A 19,214-nucleotide genomic window follows, 5' to 3' on the forward strand; every position below is an offset into this window, starting at 1 on the left:
GACACGGCACGATCGGTGCTGGAGCACCTGCTCTCGTTACCAATCTGATCGTTCCCGGCAATCGTCGGCTCCGACCGAAGGCTTACCGTGACCACCACCGACCATCGCAATACGGCCGTTAAGCGCGGTGCTATCAAAGACGCGGTCCGCAACGCCCTCTGGGCGCGCGCTGCGGGCCGATGCACTATCTGTAACCGACGGCTACTCGGCGACTCCAGGACCTACCTTCATTCGGTCCTTCTTGCCGAACTCGCGCACAACATCGGTGCTACCGACGGCTCCGACTCGCCTCGCCGCAAGGACAACGATGGGGTGCTCGATACAGAGGCCGAGGAAAATCTGCTCCTCCTGTGCCACGACTGCCACAAGGTGATCGACCATCCCGATCACATCGACTTCTTCCCACCGGAGAAGCTTCGGCAGATCAAGGAGTCGTTTGAGCGACGCATTGAGATGGTCACCGACAACGGTGGGCTGACTCGGACCGCGGCGCTCCGAGTCGGCAGCCTGATCCGAGGCTCACTCGCGCTTGCCTCCCAGCGCGAGGTGACAGAGACGCTGTTGGCGATCAACTATCTTGGACTTGTCGAGACTCAGCGTAGCGGCGACTTTGCATGCCGGATTCACGGTGCGGCGGGAGGACGCGGGTTTTGGGAGGCAGGCCAGCAGGCCATCGACGACACCCTGAATCTCGTGGGCCAGGCCGTTGACAGTGGTGATGTCGAGCACATCTCTGTCTTCGCTATCGCGCCGATCCCACTGCTCGTCTATCTGGGGTGGCACCTAGATGATAAGACGCCAGCCCGAATCTTTCAGAAAAATCGCGACCAGTTCGTCGGTTGGTCTTGGACGAATCAGGGTGAACCCGTCGAGTTCGAGGTGTCTGTAACCGGCTCGCAAGCCGGCGCCGAGGACGTCGTGCTCCTGTGTGCGGTCACGAGTGAGGTGAACCCCGCGTTTATGCCTGAGGAGATCGCCGGTTTACCCCGGGTCGAGATCCGGCCAGTCGACGTTGTTCCGGACCCGACGCTGATTTCGCACGAGCAATCGCTGGCCAATTTCGCCGCGCAGTGGCGGATCGCGCTGGCTACTGCCGAGGCCCGCTATCCGACTGCCCGGCGGTGGCATCTTGTGGCATCGGCGCCGATCACGGTAGCAATAGAGGCTGGCCGTGCGGTTATGCGGGACGTCCATCCGCCGGTGACTGTCTACGAACGCGGGTCGACCCTGTACGAAGGTGTGCTCACGATCAATCTGTGATGAGATCAGCCGGCGGACCGTCAGGCGCTTCGGCCAGCACGAAGGCGCGCAACGGACCGGCTTCGCCGTGCGGAAGCGAGATGAGATGGGTGCCGGAGAGGGCCGTTCCGGCACCCAGATGAGCTCCGAGGATGCTGGTTAGACTCGCGGCAACTCCAGCCAGGTCGGCGGCAGAGCCGTGGAAGGTCGGTGCCGAGCAGCCGCGCGTCGGGATGATCTCGTCCCCAGATGCCGCCGTCTTCCATAGGCGATGGAATGCCTCGTGGGTTCCCTGCGAAATGAGTTTCGCTCCGGCTTTCCGGTCAATTGTCAGTGGCCCGACCCTCAGCGGCGGCATCGAGACGGTCATGATGCCCAACGTTCCCGTCCTGACGTCGACAGCGACCTGAGCTAGTGCCGGCCGCTGGTCCAGGGCCGCGAAGCTGTCGAGTATCCGGCTTATCGCGACGCTGACGGTGGCGTCGATGATCAGGTCGGTCTCCGCGACATCTTCCGTGGTCGGAATCATTGCCTCCCTCACCACCACGTCTACTTTATCGCTGATGGCTCGCAGGCGTTGAGCAAGTCCTTCCACCTTCGTGTTTCCGACATCGGCTTCCACGAAGTTCTGTCGCACGAGGAGACCACCCGAAACGGTGCCGTGGTCGCATAAGACAACCTTTTTTGCTCCGGCGCGGACGACGTATTCTGCGATCCACGAACCGAGGCCGCCGCAGCCCCAGATGTGGACCGTCTTGTCGGCGTAGGCGGCGACCGGGCGCCCCGAGTCTCGTCGGATCGTGACCTCGTCGCGCTCGTCGGAGACCGGCCACCACTCGACCGGGATGGCCGGGTCGACCCGCATGGGATCGATGGAAGTCATGGGCTCCTTCTTCCTGTTCGCCTTAACGAGCGCGCGGATGAGGTCTGCCCCGGCGGCCGGGATGTTGGCGGCAAGCAGGTGGGGAGGACCGCCGGTTGGGTGAGGGACCGCGATGAGCAGTCGTTGCGGGGTGCCGTCGGCCTTTCGGATTGCGCTTGCCCCGAGGACCGTTAAGACCACCCCGGAAAGGCTAAAGCTTGTCTGTTGGCGCGGGAGAGTGCCGTCGGGCGCGGGATAGCCGTGGTAGGGGTTGTCGACGGTCAGGAGCAGCGTCCCAAGGTTGATTCCGGCGCCGAAGGGGAGATCGGCGTCGAGGATGACGACGGGGACGTGATCGCCATGGTTAGACCCCGAGGGGCGGTTGAGAAGCAGGTCAAACCGATGCGGTGTCCGGGCCACCAGCCATCCATGGCGGGCACGCCGATCGGATTCGACCGCATCTCGCACGACAACGGTAGGGGCGCCGTTAGCAGCGTGAAGGACGCCGCCGACGGCGTGGTACAGCGCGGTCTGGGCGTCGAAACGACCACTTGCCGCATCGGCGAGCCAGTCGACGAGGCGGTCGAGGAAACCGCCGAAGCCATGGATCGGGTCCCACTCCCTCGATGGGTCGAGGTAGACGCACAGCCGACGCCCCTGGAGTACGTGCGCCTGATGAAGGAACCGAAGATGATCTACCTCCACACGCGGGGGTGTCAGGTCGGAGCCGCCGATGGTGACGGTGAACTCCTCATGATGCTTGTCCAGCACCATTCCCCGGCCGGCGCTAGGTATGTCAGAAGTCCGGAGCCGCAAGCGAAGGCGCATATCACCGGACCGATCGAGCCGATGGCGGCCCATCACCTCGACGTCTCCCGGATACGCCGCAGCTATGGCATTCAGGTCCGTCAGGACCTGACGCTGCCAGCCGCTGAGGCGTCGCCTACTCACCCCGCTCGACCAGAAAGGTTGACTGTCGCGGCCCCCGCCGTGCCGGCACCCGTTCCGACGGTGCTGTACTTCCCGCTCGATGCGGAGGATGTCGGGGCCGCGAAGCCGTCACCGAATAAGCCCTGCCACTTCTTCACGCTCTCGTCAGGGTCGGTCTCGTAGTAAGCGGCCTGGATCTCGGCGGCGTGGACATGAATGCGGTCACGGAAGTACGCGTAGGTCTCCTGCGTCCATCGGTGGTCGAACGAGGTGCCAGAACCAGACGGGTCCATGACTACTGGCTTGGTCGACCTAGCCTGAAGCCACGTGTCGAGGTCGGAAACGATGTGCAGCAGCGCAGTCGGTAGGTCCGCGTAGTACCCGGCATCGACTGTTTTGCGCCAGTCTTCAACCTGCTCGCCCAACAGGGTCGTGAGCAGGATCGACTTTGTCCCGGTGAACGAGTTCTTGTGGTCCCGCAGGAACTTCATGATGCGGATGACTTTACGAAGGTTCCTGCCCGCGATAGCGTCCTTCGTCCTCATCCAGTTGGTGAAGCCGTCCGTGTCGGTGCGCTCCCACACGTTCTTGTCACGATTGATGATCCACTGAGTCCCGTCAGCGCGGACCACGAAGGGGACGATGTCGACGTGCATGCTATTCGCGTATGTGATGTAGACGCACCGGCACTTACGCCCATGCGGCATGTCCTTGTAGGGCGACGTGTTGTGGAGAACGTTGTAGATTGCGTCGCTATATCTCCTCAGGTCGAATGCCCAGTCGGGGTCCTCGACCATCTGCAGCATGAAGTCGGCGTCGAACGCCTTCCCGTTCTGCGGGCTGATGATGGTCTTCTGGGGCCACGAACCCTGCGGGATCTTCTTCTTGATAAGAGGACCGAGATTGTCGTCGCCCTTCAGGACGCCGTAGATCGTGTTCACCCGCTCGTCCAGCAGCTCCAGCTTGAACTTGGACAGGTTGACGGTGTTGTCGAGGAAGTGCTTGAAGTAGTCCGCGTGCATCACGATGTGCCTCCGGGCGGTGTCGGTGTGGTGGCTGAGTCGCCCGGCCCAAAACTAGGTGTGTAGGGGCTTGCGATGTGGTCGGCGAACTTGTCGGTGTAGATAGGGCCGAGAACGCGGCTCTGACCAGCCGCCAACCCGGCGAGTGCGCCCGGACTGGCGCGATCCAGGGTGAAAATGTCGCCCGGCACGTTGGCGTCGAAGCGCGTGAATTTTTCTTGTCCTAGCAGGTGGGTCGCTGTCCCCTGCGTGCCGCGGCTCGATGCAGTGATCATTAATGGTGCGGCGGACGTTGCCCACGTCGCCCATCCACCCGTGTCGAGGCGCTCAGGGTGGTTCGTCCTCTGATCGATGGTCCCGATGTTCAGGACACGGATCGCCTCCAACGAAACGCCGAGCATGCTGACGGCCTCGCCGATCGCCACCACCGATGGATTGTTGGCCCAAACTCCACCATCGATAAGCCGCTGCCCGTCCACCTTGGCCGCTGGGAAGTACGTCGGTGCGGCCGTTGTGGCCATGGCGACGTCGACCATGGGGATCCGGCCGTCGCGGCGTAGCCGCGAGTGATGCGGCGTCTTGAAGATGTGTACCTCGCCTCGCTGCACATCCCAGGAAGGAATGATCAACCGCTTGGCGCTACCCCCGAGCAGGCGAGAACCGAGAACTTCGCCGAGCACCTTGCGTAGGACCACACCGGAATACGCCGGGCTCCAGGCACGCGGCACCCAGCGCCATCTCGCTTGGCGGGCGCGCGGGAACACGCGTTCGGTCAGGTCGGCGTAGTGATCGACGATCTCCGCCGGTCGCATTCCTGCACCGAGCCCGAGGGCGATAATTCCGCCCGCGGACGTCCCGGCGATCAGGTCGAACGACTCGACGATCTTGACGCCAAGATCGGCTTCCAGTCGGGCAAGAACATGGGCGGTGAAGAGCGCCTTGGCGCCACCCCCGTCGAGTGCGAGCAACTGGAACCGCTTCGAACCCGGCGGCTGGATGGCCGGCGGGCCAGAGTCGCTGACGTCTCCGGTCACCTAATTTCCCCAAATCTCGATGCACCGTCACTTGGCGGCCGTTCCCTCCTTGTAGCGGAGATCTGGCCAGCGCAACGCACAGCGGTTCATGTCGCCGAGCGCAACTGAGCGTAGCCGCCGGGTACGACAATCCTTCGAGACCGAAGCCCGCGTGCAGTCACGCAGCGGCACACACAGAAAGGGGTTCAAGTCCCGTACGCCGCCGGCCACTCAGGGCGTGATCAGTGGCGGGAACTGCAGCACGCGGAGGCAAATCGTTCGCCTGAACGACGGAGGTGGGGTGCCTCCGGGGACAATCGCTAGATGCCGGAATCGAGTGCGGCCCTCGGGCGTCTGGTTGCCCATGAGAACAGTGCCAGCGATCTGCTGGCCTTTCTGTTCGAGCGGGACGCGGACCCGTTGATTACGCTGCTGGGCCTTGATGTTGATGTCTACCGGTGTCGACGTGAGGGTAGGACGCCGGCTGGGCGTCTCGATGTCGTGGTGTATCGCGTGTCAGACGACCTGCCTGTGGCGGTGTTGGAGTTGAAGGGGGCGTCGAGCGAGCACGGTGATCAGCTCGACCGGTACCAGGTCTGGGCGGCAAGGTTCGACCCGGTGCCGCTGCTGTTCTACTGCACGCTCGACGGCGACGATGACATCTTACGGGCTCCGTGGCGGCGAATCGGGCTGGCCGAGTTGTTCGATGCTTGGAGCGGTGCGGGTGATCTGAACGCCGCGTGGCTTTCGCACGAGATCGTGAAGGTCCTGCGTGGCTGGGATGAAGAGGCGGACGGGGTTATCGGCGCGGCCACCGGCTGGTACGTGCCGGACCTGATCAGTCGCCGGACAGCGCGCGCTGTCAGTGACGCGCTGGGTCGTGCCCATCAGGACGACGGCGTGGCCGAAGCCTTACGCACCAGTGTCGGCAACCCGATGCTGATGGCGTGGCGACGGCATCCCCGTGGTTCGCACCAAGCGTGGATTGCTGTGGACGTTCGTAGCCAAGGGCGCGGTGAGCCGGCCCGGCCCTGGCTCATACGGCCGTGTGTCGATGTGTACTTGTCGGACCGGTCCGAGGGGGAGGCACTGCTCGAGGCGCACGATCTGGCCGTTGGGCTGTGGCCGGCGATGGTGCTGCCCTCGGTTCGGGACGCGCTGGACCGGTCCGGTCGTTGCGACCTGGCCGACGCGCTCAGGGCCGGGCGCCATGACGGTCTCCGAAGTCGTGCCGAGTCCACGACACTGGCGCAATGGCGGGCCCAGCTCGAATCGGATGCTTCGCCGTCAGGGAACCATCCGGTCTTCCGCCAGGATCGCGGACGGCGCCTTGCAACCCAACTCGAACTCCAGGTCACCCGCATCAACCGGACGGATCTGGCCGATCTTATGATGATTGTGCTCGATCACCTGGTTGAACACGCACGTCGATCGTAGGCGCCGACGAGGCCGATCGAACTCATCGGCAGTCCGGGAGCTCCGCGGCCAAGGCCCGGTGAGCCGTGATGATCCGGCCTTGCCCCGTTGGTACTGCTGGCGGGCGCTGCCTCGCAGCCGCCCGCCGGTTCGTGCTGGTGACGTCCTGGACCCATCGCACTGATCGTCGGCAGGAGCACGCATCATCGGCGGCAGAGAAGTAAACCCTCGCTGCCGGGCGACAGCATGCCGCGGTTTTGACCTGGCCGCGCGACGTGGCGGCCGACACGCACTCTCTGCCGTAGCGACGACATGACGACGAAATGAGCGCTCGCGAAAGCGTCGGCACCGAATGACAAGGGACTAGGAATCTGCGAGTTGGTCAGTGAGTAGTCTTTCCACTTTCGCCAGCAGGTCGTCGTCTGCCGCGGCGAGCAGCACCATCACCCTGCGCCACCTGTCGTTGTCAGCAGGTGCGGACTGATCCGAGACACTGTCGTCCGCTTCGACCATCGGGGGTGAGGTTGACTCCGTGGCTTCGGGATTCGTCGACGTGGTCCGCGACCTCACGGCCTCCATTCCTATCGACGCCAGGGCACTCCCGAGGGCCGGTTTTCGTGCCAGAACCGCGGCCACCGCTCCGGCGAGAGCCAGGAGCCCGGGGTTTCCCGCGACGGTCGATGCAGTGAGGGCTACGACCTCGGAGGCTCGCCGGTTCTGGCCCTTCACCTTTGCCTGGAATGTGAAGCCGACATTCCGCCCGGTCTCCGGGTCGCGGACCAGCAGGTCGCAGGGACCTCCGTCCAGCCACCGGATCCGGTCTTGCTCCCGCAGGTACGCGAGCAGCGGCTGAGCCGTCGCCATCGACGGAGCCTGAGCGCCCCGTTCGATCCCCCGGACGAACGAAACGTGCACGCCCGCCTGATCCGCCATCTGCTGAGGGCTAAGGCCGCTGCGCTCACGCAGGCTCTTGAGTACCTCGCCGAAGCGGTGGTTGCCCGGCGTCCCCGCCGCAACTTGGAGCGGACCATCGTAATCAACCATGGAGAGAAGAATACAGGACTCCTCTTGCGTCACGATAGGCGACCGTGCCAGTCTACGAGACATGACGATGTCTTCCTCTAGCGCCCCGGGCCTCCTCCGACCGGAAAACCCGATCTTCCGTGACATCACCCGTCGCATCGTTCCCGGCGTCCTCCATGCAGTCGGAAGAGCCTTCATGGACGCCGCGGATCGCCAGTACGAGCGCATCCGTCGGGAAGACGGGAACGATGCGTCGACCTCGGTGCGGTAGGCCGACTTGCGAATGCTCCCGCCGAAGACGAGACGGACGGCGGGTCAGGACGAGTATTTCCGCCGACGTGCCCACCGCGCGTTATCGGCGGCAGATGGGCATGCAACATGTTGACGATGTTCCTACATGTCAAACATTTCACTGTCCAAAAGATGCCCGAATTTAAGTCTTTTGGTATTCAGATAGGAACGTGATCCATCGGTAGGTTCGATCTGCAAAGAACGATGCTCGACCGGGACTCCCAATTCGGCAATTCCAGCAAGCTTTCTAGGATTGTTGGTCAGTAGGGCGAGCCGTTTAGGTTCAAACCACTTCAACACCGATACGACGCGCGTGTAATCGCGGGGATCGGGATCGACTTGTAGTCTGTGGTATGCGTCGAAGGTGTCGAGCCCTTCACTATCCCCTAGTGCGAGACCTCGGATCTTCGTCAGCAATCCGGCTCCGCGTCCATCGCAGATCATGTAGACAAGCAGCCCTCCCTCCTTATATACCATCTTGAGACTTGAGTGGAGCTGCTCATGGCAGTCGCAATCTGTAGCGCGAAAAATCTCCGCTGTGTAGCATGCGCTTTGGACTCGAACCAGGAGAGTGTCCTGCTGGCTCCCCACAGAAATGCATAGGATGTTGTCTTCTTCATGTGGACCGAAAGAAAAAACGTGCAATTTAGCCTTTCCGTAGTGAGACTCGAAGTCGCACTCTGCGTGTTCAAAGACGCGGTCCTGGTCAGTCACTTTTCGCCCCGATCGCTCGATGTGGACGAAATCTCCGACGCCGAAGGTTGCAAGCCGGTCCATTCATCATGCAGATCAATCTGCAATTGAGCGACAGAGCCCGCCAATCTGACACCTCGATCGCTGCCATCGTACGGGTCGACGCGGAAGCGATACTTCACAATTAATCCCTCTAATGCTCTTTGGTAGCGCCTGTAAAGCGCCCATCGACCGTGCGGCTTTTCGAGTTCCACGAGGGCTGAAACCACGGCTGCGCTTGCAGCCAGGATCGAAGGAACCAACTTACCGAAGGCGAAATTGTCGCCGGAGAGTCCGATGAAGACTGGTATTGCAGCCGTGGTTGTCGTCAGGAATATGACGGCTGCGCGCGAATATTTTTTGTACTTATCAGCTTTGGCTTTTATGGAGTTCTTGACGGCCGCGCACTCTTCCAAGGCTGCGTCGTCCTGGCTTGCCAAAGCAGGTTTCTGGACGCTCTGCGGGTCGGTGGTCACGCCGAGAGTCTAGTCCGTAAGCGCAATTACGCGGCACAATTTGGGCGGATGTGACGCCGAGGCTGACGCTCGGACTGCACCGTCGACTTTCGTGCCTACCAATAGGGCAATGGCACCACGTGCTTTGTCATCGGCATGAGCGTGCAGCTGATCAAGGCGTCCTGGCAGAAAGCCGTGCTGCTGGGCCCGCGTACCGACGCCTGCCGACGCATCCGTGGTCAACGCGGTGGCCTCGTGTGATGGGGGCGTACGGCTGGGAGCTCGTCAGGAACGAAGGTGCCTGTACGACCGTGGATGCCCATCGTTGCTGGGCGGGTGCCCTGCCCACGGTTGTCAAGCTTGGTACCCGACGTAGTCGTTGAGGGTTGCCGTAGGAGTGGAACCGGGTTGATCGCTTCGATGACCGGTGCGGCCCGTGTAGTGAGGTGCCCGGCATGGCATCAGCCGACACTGACATCGCTGCGTCCAAATGGCACGGCGCCGCCGTACGCCGGGATGGCGCCCCCGTTTACCCCCCGAAAACCACTGCGAAGCGTTGACTAACGGCGGTAAGCGTTGATCAGCGCGCTGTGGCGTTTGGGCAGCTCAATGGCAACATTTGACGACCAACGACAAGCAAAGTCTCGTGACTGTCGGTAACAGAAGGTTAGGGGTTCGAGTCCCTTCGGGCGCACCACTTGAGCAGGGAATATAGCCATTAGGCTATATTCCCTGCTTTCATGTGGGGCACATGTGGGTCACGGTTGCGGCCCACATTTTTGCGGTGTTTTCCCAGCTCAGCGGCTGTGTGCGACTGCGATCTCCCGCACAAAACCGGCTTCGACAGACGAGCACCATCCGAGCACCATGGTCCTGCAAAATGTGATCTCTAGGGCGCAGGTGTGGGGTTCGAAACGGCCGCGTTGACCATCTCCTTGCAGGTCACGGCCTTTTGGCGCTCGCCTGAGTGAACACGTCATGGCTCTGCGGCATCTGATTCTGGGTCAGATGCCCGAAAGCCTGCCAGCGACTGTAGTACCGAGACGCTGCAATAGGCCGCGAGCCAGTGATCCGGGCTGGACCTGTCGCCGGTGCGCCTCCCACGCACTTCAGCGAGACCAGGTGTTGCGGGTCTTCCGATGTGACCTGGCGACGCTGCGTGAGACGGGAGGCCGCGGTTCGTCTGCTGGCATCTGAACTGGGCCGAGCTGAACGGGTCCGGGCAAGCCGGCTCGGGGGACTTGTGGCCGGCGGCTGGTGCGTTTGGTAATCGGAGCTTTCTGGTTTCGGCAACCTATGTCGAGGATGAGTTGAACGGTGTCTTCGGCGGCTTTGCGTTGGATCGCGGGAAGCACGCTTGTGTAGACGTCTGCGGTGTGCGCGATGGTCGAGTGCCCCAAGTTGGTCCTGGATCGTCTTGATGTCGACGCCGGCGCTGTGCGCGAGGCTGGCTGCGCCGTGACGTAGGTCGTGCAGGCGCAACCCTGCCTCGTCTTGGGCGGCCCGGGGCACATACGTCGCCGCTCTGACGGACGATCAAGCTCAATGAGCTGAGGAACTGAAGATCGACAACCTTGACGTCTGTTCCACCTGCTAAAGCGCCGTTGCCTGCGACGACCCCTGAGCGGCTATGACCCGAGGTCGCGCGTTCTCCAGTCTGTGTGGGGCCGCTCCGATCGCGGTTGGCTTTCGGCGGGAGCCGCCCAGGTTGGTCGGGCTGTGTCCTGAGTCGCCTCTGTGTAGTCGCAAACTTCCTCGGACGAGGCGTCGACGGCCAAGGCCACCGACGACTCGGAGCGCCTGGCGTTGTCAGGAGAGAGCCGGTGATGCCCCGTCAGTGAGGTAGATCGTCGTGCTCTTGGTTCGTGCGGCAAGCGCGGCCTCAATGCGTGGTGCGACGCGTGGCGGGAGCAGATGCCGACACTGCTCGGGGTCGTGGAATCCGAAGGTTTCCAGTTCGTCGGAATCGACGCGGATGCTGTGGTTACTGGTGAACCGGCCGCCGTCGAAAATGAAGTTGACCAATGCCCGGGGGCGAGGCCCGGCTGGCGAGGCCCAGTCGACGACGAGCAGGTCGCCCACGTGCAGGGCAAGGCCGAGTTCTTCTCGCAATTCGCGGCCGGCGGCGGCGTGAGGGTTCTCGTGTTGGTCCACGTAGCCGCCGGGGATGGCCCAGTGATCACGATAATTCGGCTTGACCAGCAGCACCCGGCCGGTGTCGTCCGTGATGAACAGGGCGGCGGCGGCGTGGAAGGACGCCAGCTGCGCGTACCACTTGTCTGGCTCAACCCACGTCATTCAGCGACTCTATCCACGGCTGGTGGTGGAGACATAGACGTGAGCCCTATCCAGGAACCCGTCGACGGCGGGAGCGCCGCGATGTGGGGAAAGCCGGTTGGCCAGGTCGGTAATCCGGTCGGTGACCCGACGGGAGCGCACTCGACCCGCGAGGTCGAGCGCGTCGTGACCGAGCTTGCCGGCATGCTCCGGCTCGGCAGATGCCCCAGCGGCGTAGACGCTCGCGATCAGCGCGGTATGCAGAGCCCGCGTACGCACGCTGCCTTCTGCCAGATGCAAGGCCTGCTCGGTGTGGCCGAGCGCTTCCTTGGTGCGGCCGAGGTCGCGCAGACAGCGGATCGTGGTGCCGGCCAAATGCGCCGGGGTGAAGTAACCGGCCCAGGCGGGTTGGTCGGATTTGCCGATCTTCGCGGTGGCTTCTTCGGCCAGCCGGAGCGCAGCAATGCAGCTGCGCGTGTCGCCGGCGATGGCGTGGGCGCATGCTTCCGCGGTGTGCAGTCGGGCCATCACCAAGACGTGGGCGCGGCCGCTTCCGCCGGCGACGGCGGCTCGGGCAAGCCGCACTGCGTGCGTTGGCTGGCGGAGATAGACGGCCTGGGTCGACATGTTGGCCAGGATGTGCGCGCCGAACCCTGCGTGGTTGGCAGCCTTGGCCAGTCGTAGGGCTTGGATGAAATGTCTCTGGGCCAGCCCTTGATCGCCGATGTCGTAGCTCATGAACGCGACCTGCCCGGTCAGCTCGGCGACCGCGGCGAACAACTGTCGTCCCACCCTGTCGGTGTAGGTGCCGCGCAGCATCGGCTCGACTTCCCGGTGCAGCCATTCGGCCAGCGACGTGCGGAATTGGCCGCCGCCATGACGTCGGTCGAGGTCGAGGAACTGCTGCTGACAGGCGCGCAGCGCGTCGACGTCGGCCAGCGTGACCTGGCGGCGTCCGCGATGGGAGGCGTCGGGATCGCGTGGGTCGAAGTGCCAGCGCCACCCAGCTTCGGAGGTGGCGGATGCGACGAACGGCGCTGCGCTGAGTGCGTCTCGCCGGGTCACCTGTTGTCGCCACAGAGTAGCCACGGTGGTACGGACTTCCTCAAGGTCAGCGGCGAACGTCAGGCCGAGGTCCGCCAAAGCTACCTCGCCGGTGAAGCCGAGCTCGTCGACCGTGACCGCCCGGCCGATACGCCGCGCCAGCACCTCGGTGATCACCTGGGGTACCGGGTCGTCAGGTTTCCGGCCCCGTAGCCACCAATACACCGAGGCCGCGTCGTAGTGCAGATCCAGATGGTGGTCTCGGCCGCGCAGGTTGACCTGCCGGGTGAATGCCGCGCGCGCCTGCCCGTATCCCGCTTGGTCGAGAAGCGCCTGCAGGTGGTGATTCGACACTGGCTTCGCCACAGACCCGGTCACCACCTTAACTTTCTGTCACGGGTCCTCATCATAGAGCGACATCAGCGTGTGTCTTGGCGTACGCAACTCCGCGCAAGACCCACAATCGGGCGCAACCGCAGCGGCATTCCGGAACCTTCCGTCATCGGTCGTGTGCCCGTGAGCCTGGATGCGGAGGTGAAGTCCGTATGAGTGACGCCTTGCCCTGCGTACTGGACGAGATTGACCAGCGACTTACCCAACTGAGAATCCGGGCTCGCGCCGTGGGCGTGACCGTGCTGCCGCCGCTGCTGGCGTTGGGCACCAGCGAGCGAGTCGGCTCCAACTGGCTGTCGGACACGCTGCGACCGGTGATGCCGCAGCACAACGAGCCGTTTCGGCAGCAGCTGGGTGCGCCGCATCCACTGTCGCCGGTCAACCCGTACGGGATCGAGGTCGACCGTGTGCCCCGGGCGCTGCTCGGCCGGTTGGGCTGGCACGCCTTGGTTGAGTCTGTGGTAGCCAAGTATGCGCCAGTGCGGCACCTGGTGAAGGAGACCAACCTGTTCTTCACCACCAGGTCCCTGCTGCGGCTGTTCGCCGATGCCCCGGTGGTCGTGCTCACTCGAAGCCCCATCGGTGTCGCGAGTTCATTCGTCCGCTCGAACCTCTATCGCCGGTGGGGGTACGCCGACCGGTATCGGCAGATGATCACCATGACCGGTGCCGGACCGCATGCCGGGTTCAGCGCTCTGGTGCCCGATGACGATCCGGACGAGCTGACGGGGCTGGTCCGGATGATCGTGCTCAACACGGTGCTGCTCTCCCGTGCGGTCGATGCCCGGGAGCACACCCACATCCGGTACGAGAAAGCCGTGCTCGACCGGTCAGCCGCCTGGCAGGCCCTGGCGGGTCTAATGCCCCGGAGCCGCCTTTCCCGTACGCCGGGCCCCGCACGGCTGACCCGGGACGACCTGTTCGCCACCACCAACCAGAAGACCAACCTCGTCGCACAGCTCACCCGGACAGAGGCTGCCGAGGTAGAGATGTGCACCGCCGAGACCCTGGCTGCGGCCTCCGACCTGGTGCCGGCCAGCGTCCTCGACCGGGCGCAGACCTGGATGACCGGGGCTGGGCAGTACCAGATCGAGGCACCTTCCAAGCCACCCCGCACCGGGCACGGCCACGCCGAGAGCCCGCCACCACCGGAAATCGCGTACGCCGACCTGCGAGGGCTGGCGTGGCGGAACCTGCTGGTCAGCAACGCCGAATTCTGCGGCCTACTCAATGTCCTGCATGCCGCCGGGGTGACGAACACCCAGCGCGGGACCCATCTGTTGCTGGTGCCGATGCCGCACGAACGTGGTGGGCGGGTTCATTGGTCACCCGAACGTGAGAGCTGGACGGTCAGCCCTAGCTTCGACCATCATCCCGTGTACTGGGTGACGTGGCTCGGCGCGGCCGTATTCGCTGCCGTCAACTCCGCGCGGCTACCTACGCACGGCGAGCTGCGCGTACTCGCGGCCGACACCGAGCCGTCCAACCACGACTACACGATCGGCGATGTCGCCCCGGTCGTCCAAATGCCCGCCCCGCGGGGCATCCACCACTCCGTCGGCAACCTGCAGGTGTGGTGCGACGACGGACCACTCGCACGATTCGGGCAACCGGCCGAGCGCTGGATCCACGGCGCCGCCTGGAACACCCCGGCCACCGCCGAAGAGGTCAACCGGTTGCGATCACGGCACCTGCTGGGCGCCTCCCGGGGCGTCGGCATCAGGCTTCTGCGCGACGTCACAACCCCGCTCGCCGAGCGGACCATCGCGCAGGTCGCCATGGTTTTGCACGCCTGGATCGACAGTCTCACAGACCGCAGCCGAACCTTGGCCGACCTGGACTTGGACGTCGTGCGGGCGCTACAGACCGATGTTGCTCTTCAGACCCATGTATGACCCGGCGTCGGGCCAACCGGCCCGGGCAAGCTCCACGAACCGCTCGCTGAACCCCCGCGACGGCAGATCCGCCAACTTAACGAACTCCACGGCCCGGATCGGCCGAGTGTCCGCCCCCGCCTTGACCGCCCCGAGCGTGCCACCCACCCGACTGCACTTGAAGGACAGGTGAACGACGTGCGCCTTCAACACATCGCACACGTACAAGAGATCCCCGACCTGGATCTCCAGACCGGTCTCCTCCCGCACCTCGCGTACCAGAGCTTCCTCGATGGTCTCATCGGGCTCGACCTTGCCGCCGGGCAGCGACCACGTCCGGTCGCCTTCGGTGTCCTGATCCAGCAGCAGGATCTGGTCGTCCTCAATCACCATCGCAGTGACGCGCACATTCATCGGCACCCGCAAACCGTAACAATCCCCAACGATCACCACGCGGCGGCGCGGCCATGACCGCCCGGCCGATCACCCAGGTGGTCGTCTGCGCCGGCGGCCTCGGTACCCGGGTGGCACCCTGGGCCCGGCACATCCCCAAGGAGTTCCGCCCCGTCGCCGGACGGCCGGGCATCCTGCACCTGCTCGACGAACTGACCGCACTCGCCCCCGCCCGGGTCGTTGTCGTCTACCACCCGTTCTACGAGCCGTTCATCGCCTGGGCCAAGCTCACGCTTGGCTCGGGCGGGCAGGCCGCCTACCAACGCGCCGCCGGCCTGCCGCGCACCGACCTGCCCCTACACGACCAGGTTGACCTGCGATTCATTCCGCAACAGGGCTGGTACGCCGACGTCACGTCGGTCGTCAACGGCGCCGACCACCTCCGCACCGTTGATGACCTTTTTGTCGCCTTTGCAGACAACCTCTACCCGCACGACAACACCAGCCTCGCCCTCGCCGCCGTTCCGACGGGCCGCACCGCAGTGCTGGTACGGCCCTACCGCCCGGCCGAGGCCGGCCACCACGGCGTTGTCATATCTCGCCGCCTTGGTAGCGAGTTAGTAGTCGCCGGGCTTGTGGAGAAGCCCTCGCGCGACCGGGCCCGTGGCCTGGAGAACGAGTACGGCGCGTCAAGCCTTTGGCTGCTGGAAGGCCGCGCCCGACTGAGCGGCGAGTTCGTCGACCAGCTACGCGGCGCATGGATGACGACAGGTGCCGAGCCCAAGCTGTCGCTGGCGATTCGTAGGTATGCCGACCGCGAACCAGTACGCCTGGTCGTCACGCACTCCACCGTGACGGACCTGGGCGGCTCGGAGGCGTTCACCACTCGGTGAACGTCAGAACAGTGGGCCCCGGCTTGTGATCACCGACGTCGGCCGCAGCACATACGTCTACGCCAGACAGTATGGCCACCAGTCCTTAGCCTTTAGCTTTGTGACTGCTCGCGACCAGGGGCGAACGCCGAGCGCTGCAACCGACCGGGCTGTATTTGCACTCTGCGCTCAAAGACGCGTCCCACCCTGGTTGCCAGGCTTTGGTTCGGAGAGTTAGCCGACGCCGTGAGCAGCGACTTTGAGCAGCTAGTACAAGGCACCATGTTCGGAGGGAAGAGTAACGAGCTATCGCATCTCGGACGGCACCCTGGAAGAGATCGACGTTTATCGTCACCGTGGCAGTATTTCGGTGACGGCTCGCGATGGGGTGTCGATGGACGGGAAAGTGCTCGTCAAGAACTTCCGTAATGATCCAGGCGCGACCTTCGTGGTGCTCATCCGGGAAGCTGACCAACCCGTTAGCCTCGGCGACCTCAGGCAGTCTTTGGCCGAGGCTGGCGTACCGGTCGCGGAGGTCAACAGGGAGTGGGACCGGCTACGGAAGTCGATCAAAGATCATCCGCATATCTCGAAGCCGGAGCCGGCACGGTACGAGTGGTCGCCGGCCGCTCAGCCCTCGAAGGAGTCTTTTCAGAAGCTTTTGGCGAAAGTCAACAAACGTGGTCAGGCCTGGCTGACGCAGGCCTACGCGGACAATGTTATGGATAGTTTGGCGAAGGTCGAGACCTCCGGATCGCGGGCGCAGGCCGGATGGTCGGAACAACGTGAGCGCGAGAAGGCCTCCCTGTTGGCCGAAATCGTGGCGAAGGCCGAGGTGATGGGCGCCGAAGGGTATTCCGGGCAGGCGATTGTGGACTGGCTGCGCGATGAGGCCCAGTCACGTCATCTGATGTCAATCGGCCGAGTCGGGGAGGTTGTCAAATTCGATAGGGAACGGCACGAACCGGATGCGGGCCGGCAGCCACGTGCGGATCAGGAGCTTCGAGTCCTGCGCCCGGGCTTTGTCTGGGTTGGCGGCGGGCATTCGGTGGTGGTGGCCAAGGCTCTCGTCGAGTGAGGACCCGCGTGAATCCGTATCCGTTCAGCGGTCCCTTGCAGATGAGGAGCGGTCATGCTTAGGTCGTCAGCCGGTGAGCCGATCGTCGAAGCCGGCGGGATCACGATCCATGACCTGTTCGACCAAAAGTCGTACCACCTAGAGTCCTTCCAGCGGGCATACGCTTGGGAACGACCGCAGGTCGAGCGTTTGATTGAGGACCTGACCGAGACGTTCCGGACCCAGTGGGATCCCCGTGATAGCGACAACGAAGTCGACTGCTACGACCCCTATTTCCTAGGCACCATCATTATTTACCGCAAGGACGGAAAGATCTATCTCGCTGACGGTCAGCAGCGAGTAATCACGTTGCTTCTCCTACTCCTGCAGCTCTATAAGTTGGTCGAGGAGCGCGAGGACGCACGCGATCAGGTAGCCGAACTGCGTACAATGATTCGCGGTGACCGCCGTTTCAGTCCGGCGTATGCCGTACGGATCGACACCTACCGCAGCTGCTTCGATGCCCTGCTACACGGCCAACCGTTCAGCATCGACGGCGTGAGACCGGACGTACAAAGAGCCTGGCACGCGTCGCAACACATCCTGGCGGTCTTGCCTGCTGATCTACGGGGTGAGGCGATGCTGCCCTTCATCCGCTGGATCCTCGACCGGGTCTCGCTGGTGGAATTGGACGCCGGCGGGTCAAAGCGAGGCAGAGCGATGTTCGTCGCGATGAATGACAGAGGACTGCGACTTGCCCCGCTGGACCTTCTCAAGAGATTCATGCTGGACGAGGCAACCGACGACCAGGACAAACTCGACGCCCAATGGCAGTCTATGATCGCCACGCTCGAGGCGATCGACAAGGACGCTCCGCTGGACTACGTCAGGACTTTTCTGCGCTCCCAATACTTCGACGTCGATCCGAGCGAGGATTCCGCCTGGGCGCGGCACGAAACTCCGCATGAATGGCTCGAGACGCATAAGGCCATGATCTGGCCGGAGGCCAAGAGGGGAGCGCCCGCCCGACTCTTCACCGATCTGTTGGAACCGATGCACCAGCCCTATGCCGAGCTGTTACGGGCGTGCACCGATTATAAGGCAGGGCTTGAGGCGGTCTGGTGTAACGCACTGAATGGCCTCACCCGGCAGTTCGACCTCACCATGGCTGCCGTCCGCCCCACCGATTCGCGGCCGACGATCCTTCGCAAGGCGCGATGCGTAGCGAACTTTGTCGACTTCTTTGTGGTCACTCGCGGCCTCAACGATGAGTCATACGCCCAATCTGAGCTCGACTCCGTCGTCGAGAAGCTTCTACCGGCTGTTCGCGAGTCACGTACGGTCGACAGTCTCCGCGAGCTGCTCGGCGCCGAGACGGCGGCTTGGTACTCCCAACTCGCAGCATTGCCTGAACTCCGCTACCGAGAAGGCGTCAACCGGCCGTTCGTCGTCTACTTGCTCGCGCGGCTCACCGCCTGGCTGGAGAACGGAACTGGCCGAGGCGACCCGACACCCCGACTGCTGGAAGAGCCCGAGGAGCAACGTCCGCACGAGGTAGAGCACCTCTTCACCAAGCGAAGCGGCGCCTATCACGTCGCCGACCAGGCCGCTACACCGTTCCAGCGGATCCGGGCTCGGATAGGCGCTCTGGTCCTGCTAGACGGCGCGGAGAACGCAAGCCTCGGAGGCAGTCTGCTCAGGGAAAAGACCGGCGCCTATCGGGCCGCGAACTGGCTTGCCGCCTCGCTGGATCCCGCCTCCTACCGTCGCGGCAATGTGAAGTTCCGAGATTTCGTCAAGCAAGAGAAGCTCACCGGCATGTTCCGCGCCTACCAGGACGGCGAGCCGATCGAGAAACTCATCGAGGAACGCGGACTCCTCTATAAAGCGATCGCCGAGCGGGTGTGGGCTCCCAAGGAGCTCGGTCTGCCGACCTTAGAAGCAGAATCGGCCGATGGTACGCCGGAACCGACCAGGCGGAGTCGCCGGCGCAGCGACGTCACCTTGCTCGAACTGGTACGAGCTGGCCTGCTACTGCCCAACTCGGCCCTGCTCGGCCGGCGCCGCGGCGAACAGCATCGCGCCACGCTTCTCGCTAACGGCAAGATCCGGATTGCCACTGGAGATCAGTACATCGCGCCTTCCAAGGCGGCGATGGAAGCAGCGGAGTCGAGCTCGGAGAACGGCTGGACGTTTTGGCGGATGGAGGTTACCGGAGAAACGCTGGGCGCAGTGCGGGACCGCTTCCGCCCCCTTGGGTAGGCAGGCGCTCGAAGGCGTTGGTCGTCGATCCCCCACACCCGGAGTTGTATGGAGCGCAG

General features: G+C 63.8%; 15 protein-coding genes. 6 read left to right on the top strand and 9 right to left on the bottom strand.

What is annotated here, in order from left to right; genetic code table 11:
* Positions 1–87 precede the first annotated feature (87 nt).
* On the top strand, positions 88–1,260 hold the full coding sequence (locus Ahu01nite_RS16735) for an SAVED domain-containing protein (protein ID WP_203837445.1): 1,173 nt from the start codon (positions 88–90) through the stop codon (positions 1,258–1,260).
* On the opposite strand, the gene Ahu01nite_RS16740 is transcribed toward Ahu01nite_RS16735, so the two are convergent.
* The 3 genes from Ahu01nite_RS16740 to Ahu01nite_RS16750 form a co-directional block, all read right to left on the bottom strand.
* Entirely contained in the window at positions 1,250–2,875 is a 1,626-nt protein-coding gene (locus Ahu01nite_RS16740; RefSeq protein WP_239158900.1) for a ThiF family adenylyltransferase, read from the bottom strand. The genes Ahu01nite_RS16735 and Ahu01nite_RS16740 overlap by 11 nt on opposite strands.
* A 173-nt stretch (positions 2,876–3,048) precedes the next feature.
* The gene (locus Ahu01nite_RS16745) at positions 3,049–4,053 is read right to left on the bottom strand and encodes an SMODS domain-containing nucleotidyltransferase (protein ID WP_239158901.1); all 1,005 of its coding nucleotides are present in this window, start codon (positions 4,051–4,053) and stop codon (positions 3,049–3,051) included.
* Positions 4,053–5,087 (bottom strand): CBASS cGAMP-activated phospholipase, encoded by a 1,035-nt coding sequence (locus Ahu01nite_RS16750; protein ID WP_203837448.1) that lies wholly within the window; start codon positions 5,085–5,087, stop codon positions 4,053–4,055. The genes Ahu01nite_RS16745 and Ahu01nite_RS16750 overlap by 1 nt, the downstream gene beginning before the upstream one ends.
* A gap of 303 nt (positions 5,088–5,390) precedes the next feature.
* Here Ahu01nite_RS16750 and Ahu01nite_RS16755 point away from each other — a divergent pair, with 303 nt between their 5' ends.
* Positions 5,391–6,503 (top strand): PDDEXK-like family protein, encoded by a 1,113-nt coding sequence (locus Ahu01nite_RS16755; protein WP_203837449.1) that lies wholly within the window; start codon positions 5,391–5,393, stop codon positions 6,501–6,503.
* A 342-nt stretch (positions 6,504–6,845) separates the two neighbouring features.
* On the opposite strand, the gene Ahu01nite_RS16760 is transcribed toward Ahu01nite_RS16755, so the two are convergent.
* The 5 genes from Ahu01nite_RS16760 to Ahu01nite_RS16780 all read right to left on the bottom strand — a co-directional run bounded on the left by Ahu01nite_RS16760 (position 6,846) and on the right by Ahu01nite_RS16780 (position 12,670).
* A complete protein-coding gene (locus Ahu01nite_RS16760; RefSeq protein ID WP_203837450.1) occupies positions 6,846–7,526 on the bottom strand; it encodes a helix-turn-helix domain-containing protein in 681 nt (226 codons plus the stop codon).
* Between the two features lie 372 nt (positions 7,527–7,898).
* Entirely contained in the window at positions 7,899–8,510 is a 612-nt protein-coding gene (locus Ahu01nite_RS16765) for a GTP cyclohydrolase II (RefSeq protein ID WP_203837451.1), read from the bottom strand.
* Positions 8,507–9,004, bottom strand: coding sequence for a DUF4231 domain-containing protein (locus Ahu01nite_RS16770; protein ID WP_203837452.1), 498 nt, complete (start codon positions 9,002–9,004; stop codon positions 8,507–8,509). Before Ahu01nite_RS16770 ends, Ahu01nite_RS16765 begins: the two co-directional genes overlap by 4 nt.
* A 1,788-nt stretch (positions 9,005–10,792) precedes the next feature.
* A complete protein-coding gene (locus Ahu01nite_RS16775; protein WP_203837453.1) occupies positions 10,793–11,281 on the bottom strand; it encodes an NUDIX domain-containing protein in 489 nt (162 codons plus the stop codon).
* 9 nt (positions 11,282–11,290) lie between these two features.
* Positions 11,291–12,670 carry an NsdA family TPR-like regulatory protein gene (locus tag Ahu01nite_RS16780; protein ID WP_203837454.1) on the bottom strand — a complete coding sequence of 460 codons (1,380 nt, stop codon included), beginning with the start codon at positions 12,668–12,670 and terminating at the stop codon, positions 11,291–11,293.
* A gap of 179 nt (positions 12,671–12,849) precedes the next feature.
* Between Ahu01nite_RS16780 and Ahu01nite_RS16785 the strand changes: the two genes are divergently transcribed.
* Positions 12,850–14,592, top strand: coding sequence for an SUMF1/EgtB/PvdO family nonheme iron enzyme (locus tag Ahu01nite_RS16785; protein WP_203837455.1), 1,743 nt, complete (start codon positions 12,850–12,852; stop codon positions 14,590–14,592).
* Here the strand turns inward: Ahu01nite_RS16785 and Ahu01nite_RS16790 are convergent.
* Complete coding sequence (locus tag Ahu01nite_RS16790) at positions 14,557–14,985, bottom strand: NUDIX domain-containing protein (RefSeq protein WP_203837561.1); 429 nt, start codon at positions 14,983–14,985, stop codon at positions 14,557–14,559. The genes Ahu01nite_RS16785 and Ahu01nite_RS16790 overlap by 36 nt on opposite strands.
* A gap of 53 nt (positions 14,986–15,038) precedes the next feature.
* On the opposite strand from Ahu01nite_RS16790, the gene Ahu01nite_RS16795 reads away from it, so the two are divergent.
* From Ahu01nite_RS16795 to Ahu01nite_RS16805, 3 genes are all read left to right on the top strand, one after another.
* Entirely contained in the window at positions 15,039–15,857 is an 819-nt protein-coding gene (locus Ahu01nite_RS16795) for a sugar phosphate nucleotidyltransferase (protein WP_203837456.1), read from the top strand.
* A gap of 373 nt (positions 15,858–16,230) precedes the next feature.
* Positions 16,231–16,914 carry a hypothetical protein gene (locus Ahu01nite_RS16800; RefSeq protein WP_203837457.1) on the top strand — a complete coding sequence of 228 codons (684 nt, stop codon included), beginning with the start codon at positions 16,231–16,233 and terminating at the stop codon, positions 16,912–16,914.
* A 54-nt stretch (positions 16,915–16,968) separates the two neighbouring features.
* Entirely contained in the window at positions 16,969–19,155 is a 2,187-nt protein-coding gene (locus Ahu01nite_RS16805; protein WP_203837458.1) for a GmrSD restriction endonuclease domain-containing protein, read from the top strand.
* Positions 19,156–19,214 lie beyond the last annotated feature (59 nt).

This window comes from Winogradskya humida, from assembly GCF_016862215.1.
Taxonomy (GTDB): Bacteria; Actinomycetota; Actinomycetes; order Mycobacteriales; family Micromonosporaceae; genus Actinoplanes; species Actinoplanes humidus.

Excerpts from the sequence above, each read along its gene's own strand:
- Ahu01nite_RS16745 (WP_239158901.1), bottom strand. The coding sequence starts at position 4,053 with ATGCACGCGGACTACTTCAAGCACTTCCTCGACAACACCGTCAACCTG.
- Ahu01nite_RS16805 (WP_203837458.1), top strand. The coding sequence starts at position 16,969 with ATGCTTAGGTCGTCAGCCGGTGAGCCGATCGTCGAAGCCGGCGGGATC.
- Ahu01nite_RS16755 (WP_203837449.1), top strand. The coding sequence starts at position 5,391 with ATGCCGGAATCGAGTGCGGCCCTCGGGCGTCTGGTTGCCCATGAGAAC.
- Ahu01nite_RS16775 (WP_203837453.1), bottom strand. The coding sequence starts at position 11,281 with ATGACGTGGGTTGAGCCAGACAAGTGGTACGCGCAGCTGGCGTCCTTC.
- Ahu01nite_RS16740 (WP_239158900.1), bottom strand. The coding sequence starts at position 2,875 with ATGGTGCTGGACAAGCATCATGAGGAGTTCACCGTCACCATCGGCGGC.
- Ahu01nite_RS16795 (WP_203837456.1), top strand. The coding sequence starts at position 15,039 with ATGACCGCCCGGCCGATCACCCAGGTGGTCGTCTGCGCCGGCGGCCTC.
- Ahu01nite_RS16760 (WP_203837450.1), bottom strand. The coding sequence starts at position 7,526 with ATGGTTGATTACGATGGTCCGCTCCAAGTTGCGGCGGGGACGCCGGGC.
- Ahu01nite_RS16790 (WP_203837561.1), bottom strand. The coding sequence starts at position 14,985 with ATGAATGTGCGCGTCACTGCGATGGTGATTGAGGACGACCAGATCCTG.
- Ahu01nite_RS16800 (WP_203837457.1), top strand. The coding sequence starts at position 16,231 with ATGGACGGGAAAGTGCTCGTCAAGAACTTCCGTAATGATCCAGGCGCG.
- Ahu01nite_RS16785 (WP_203837455.1), top strand. The coding sequence starts at position 12,850 with ATGAGTGACGCCTTGCCCTGCGTACTGGACGAGATTGACCAGCGACTT.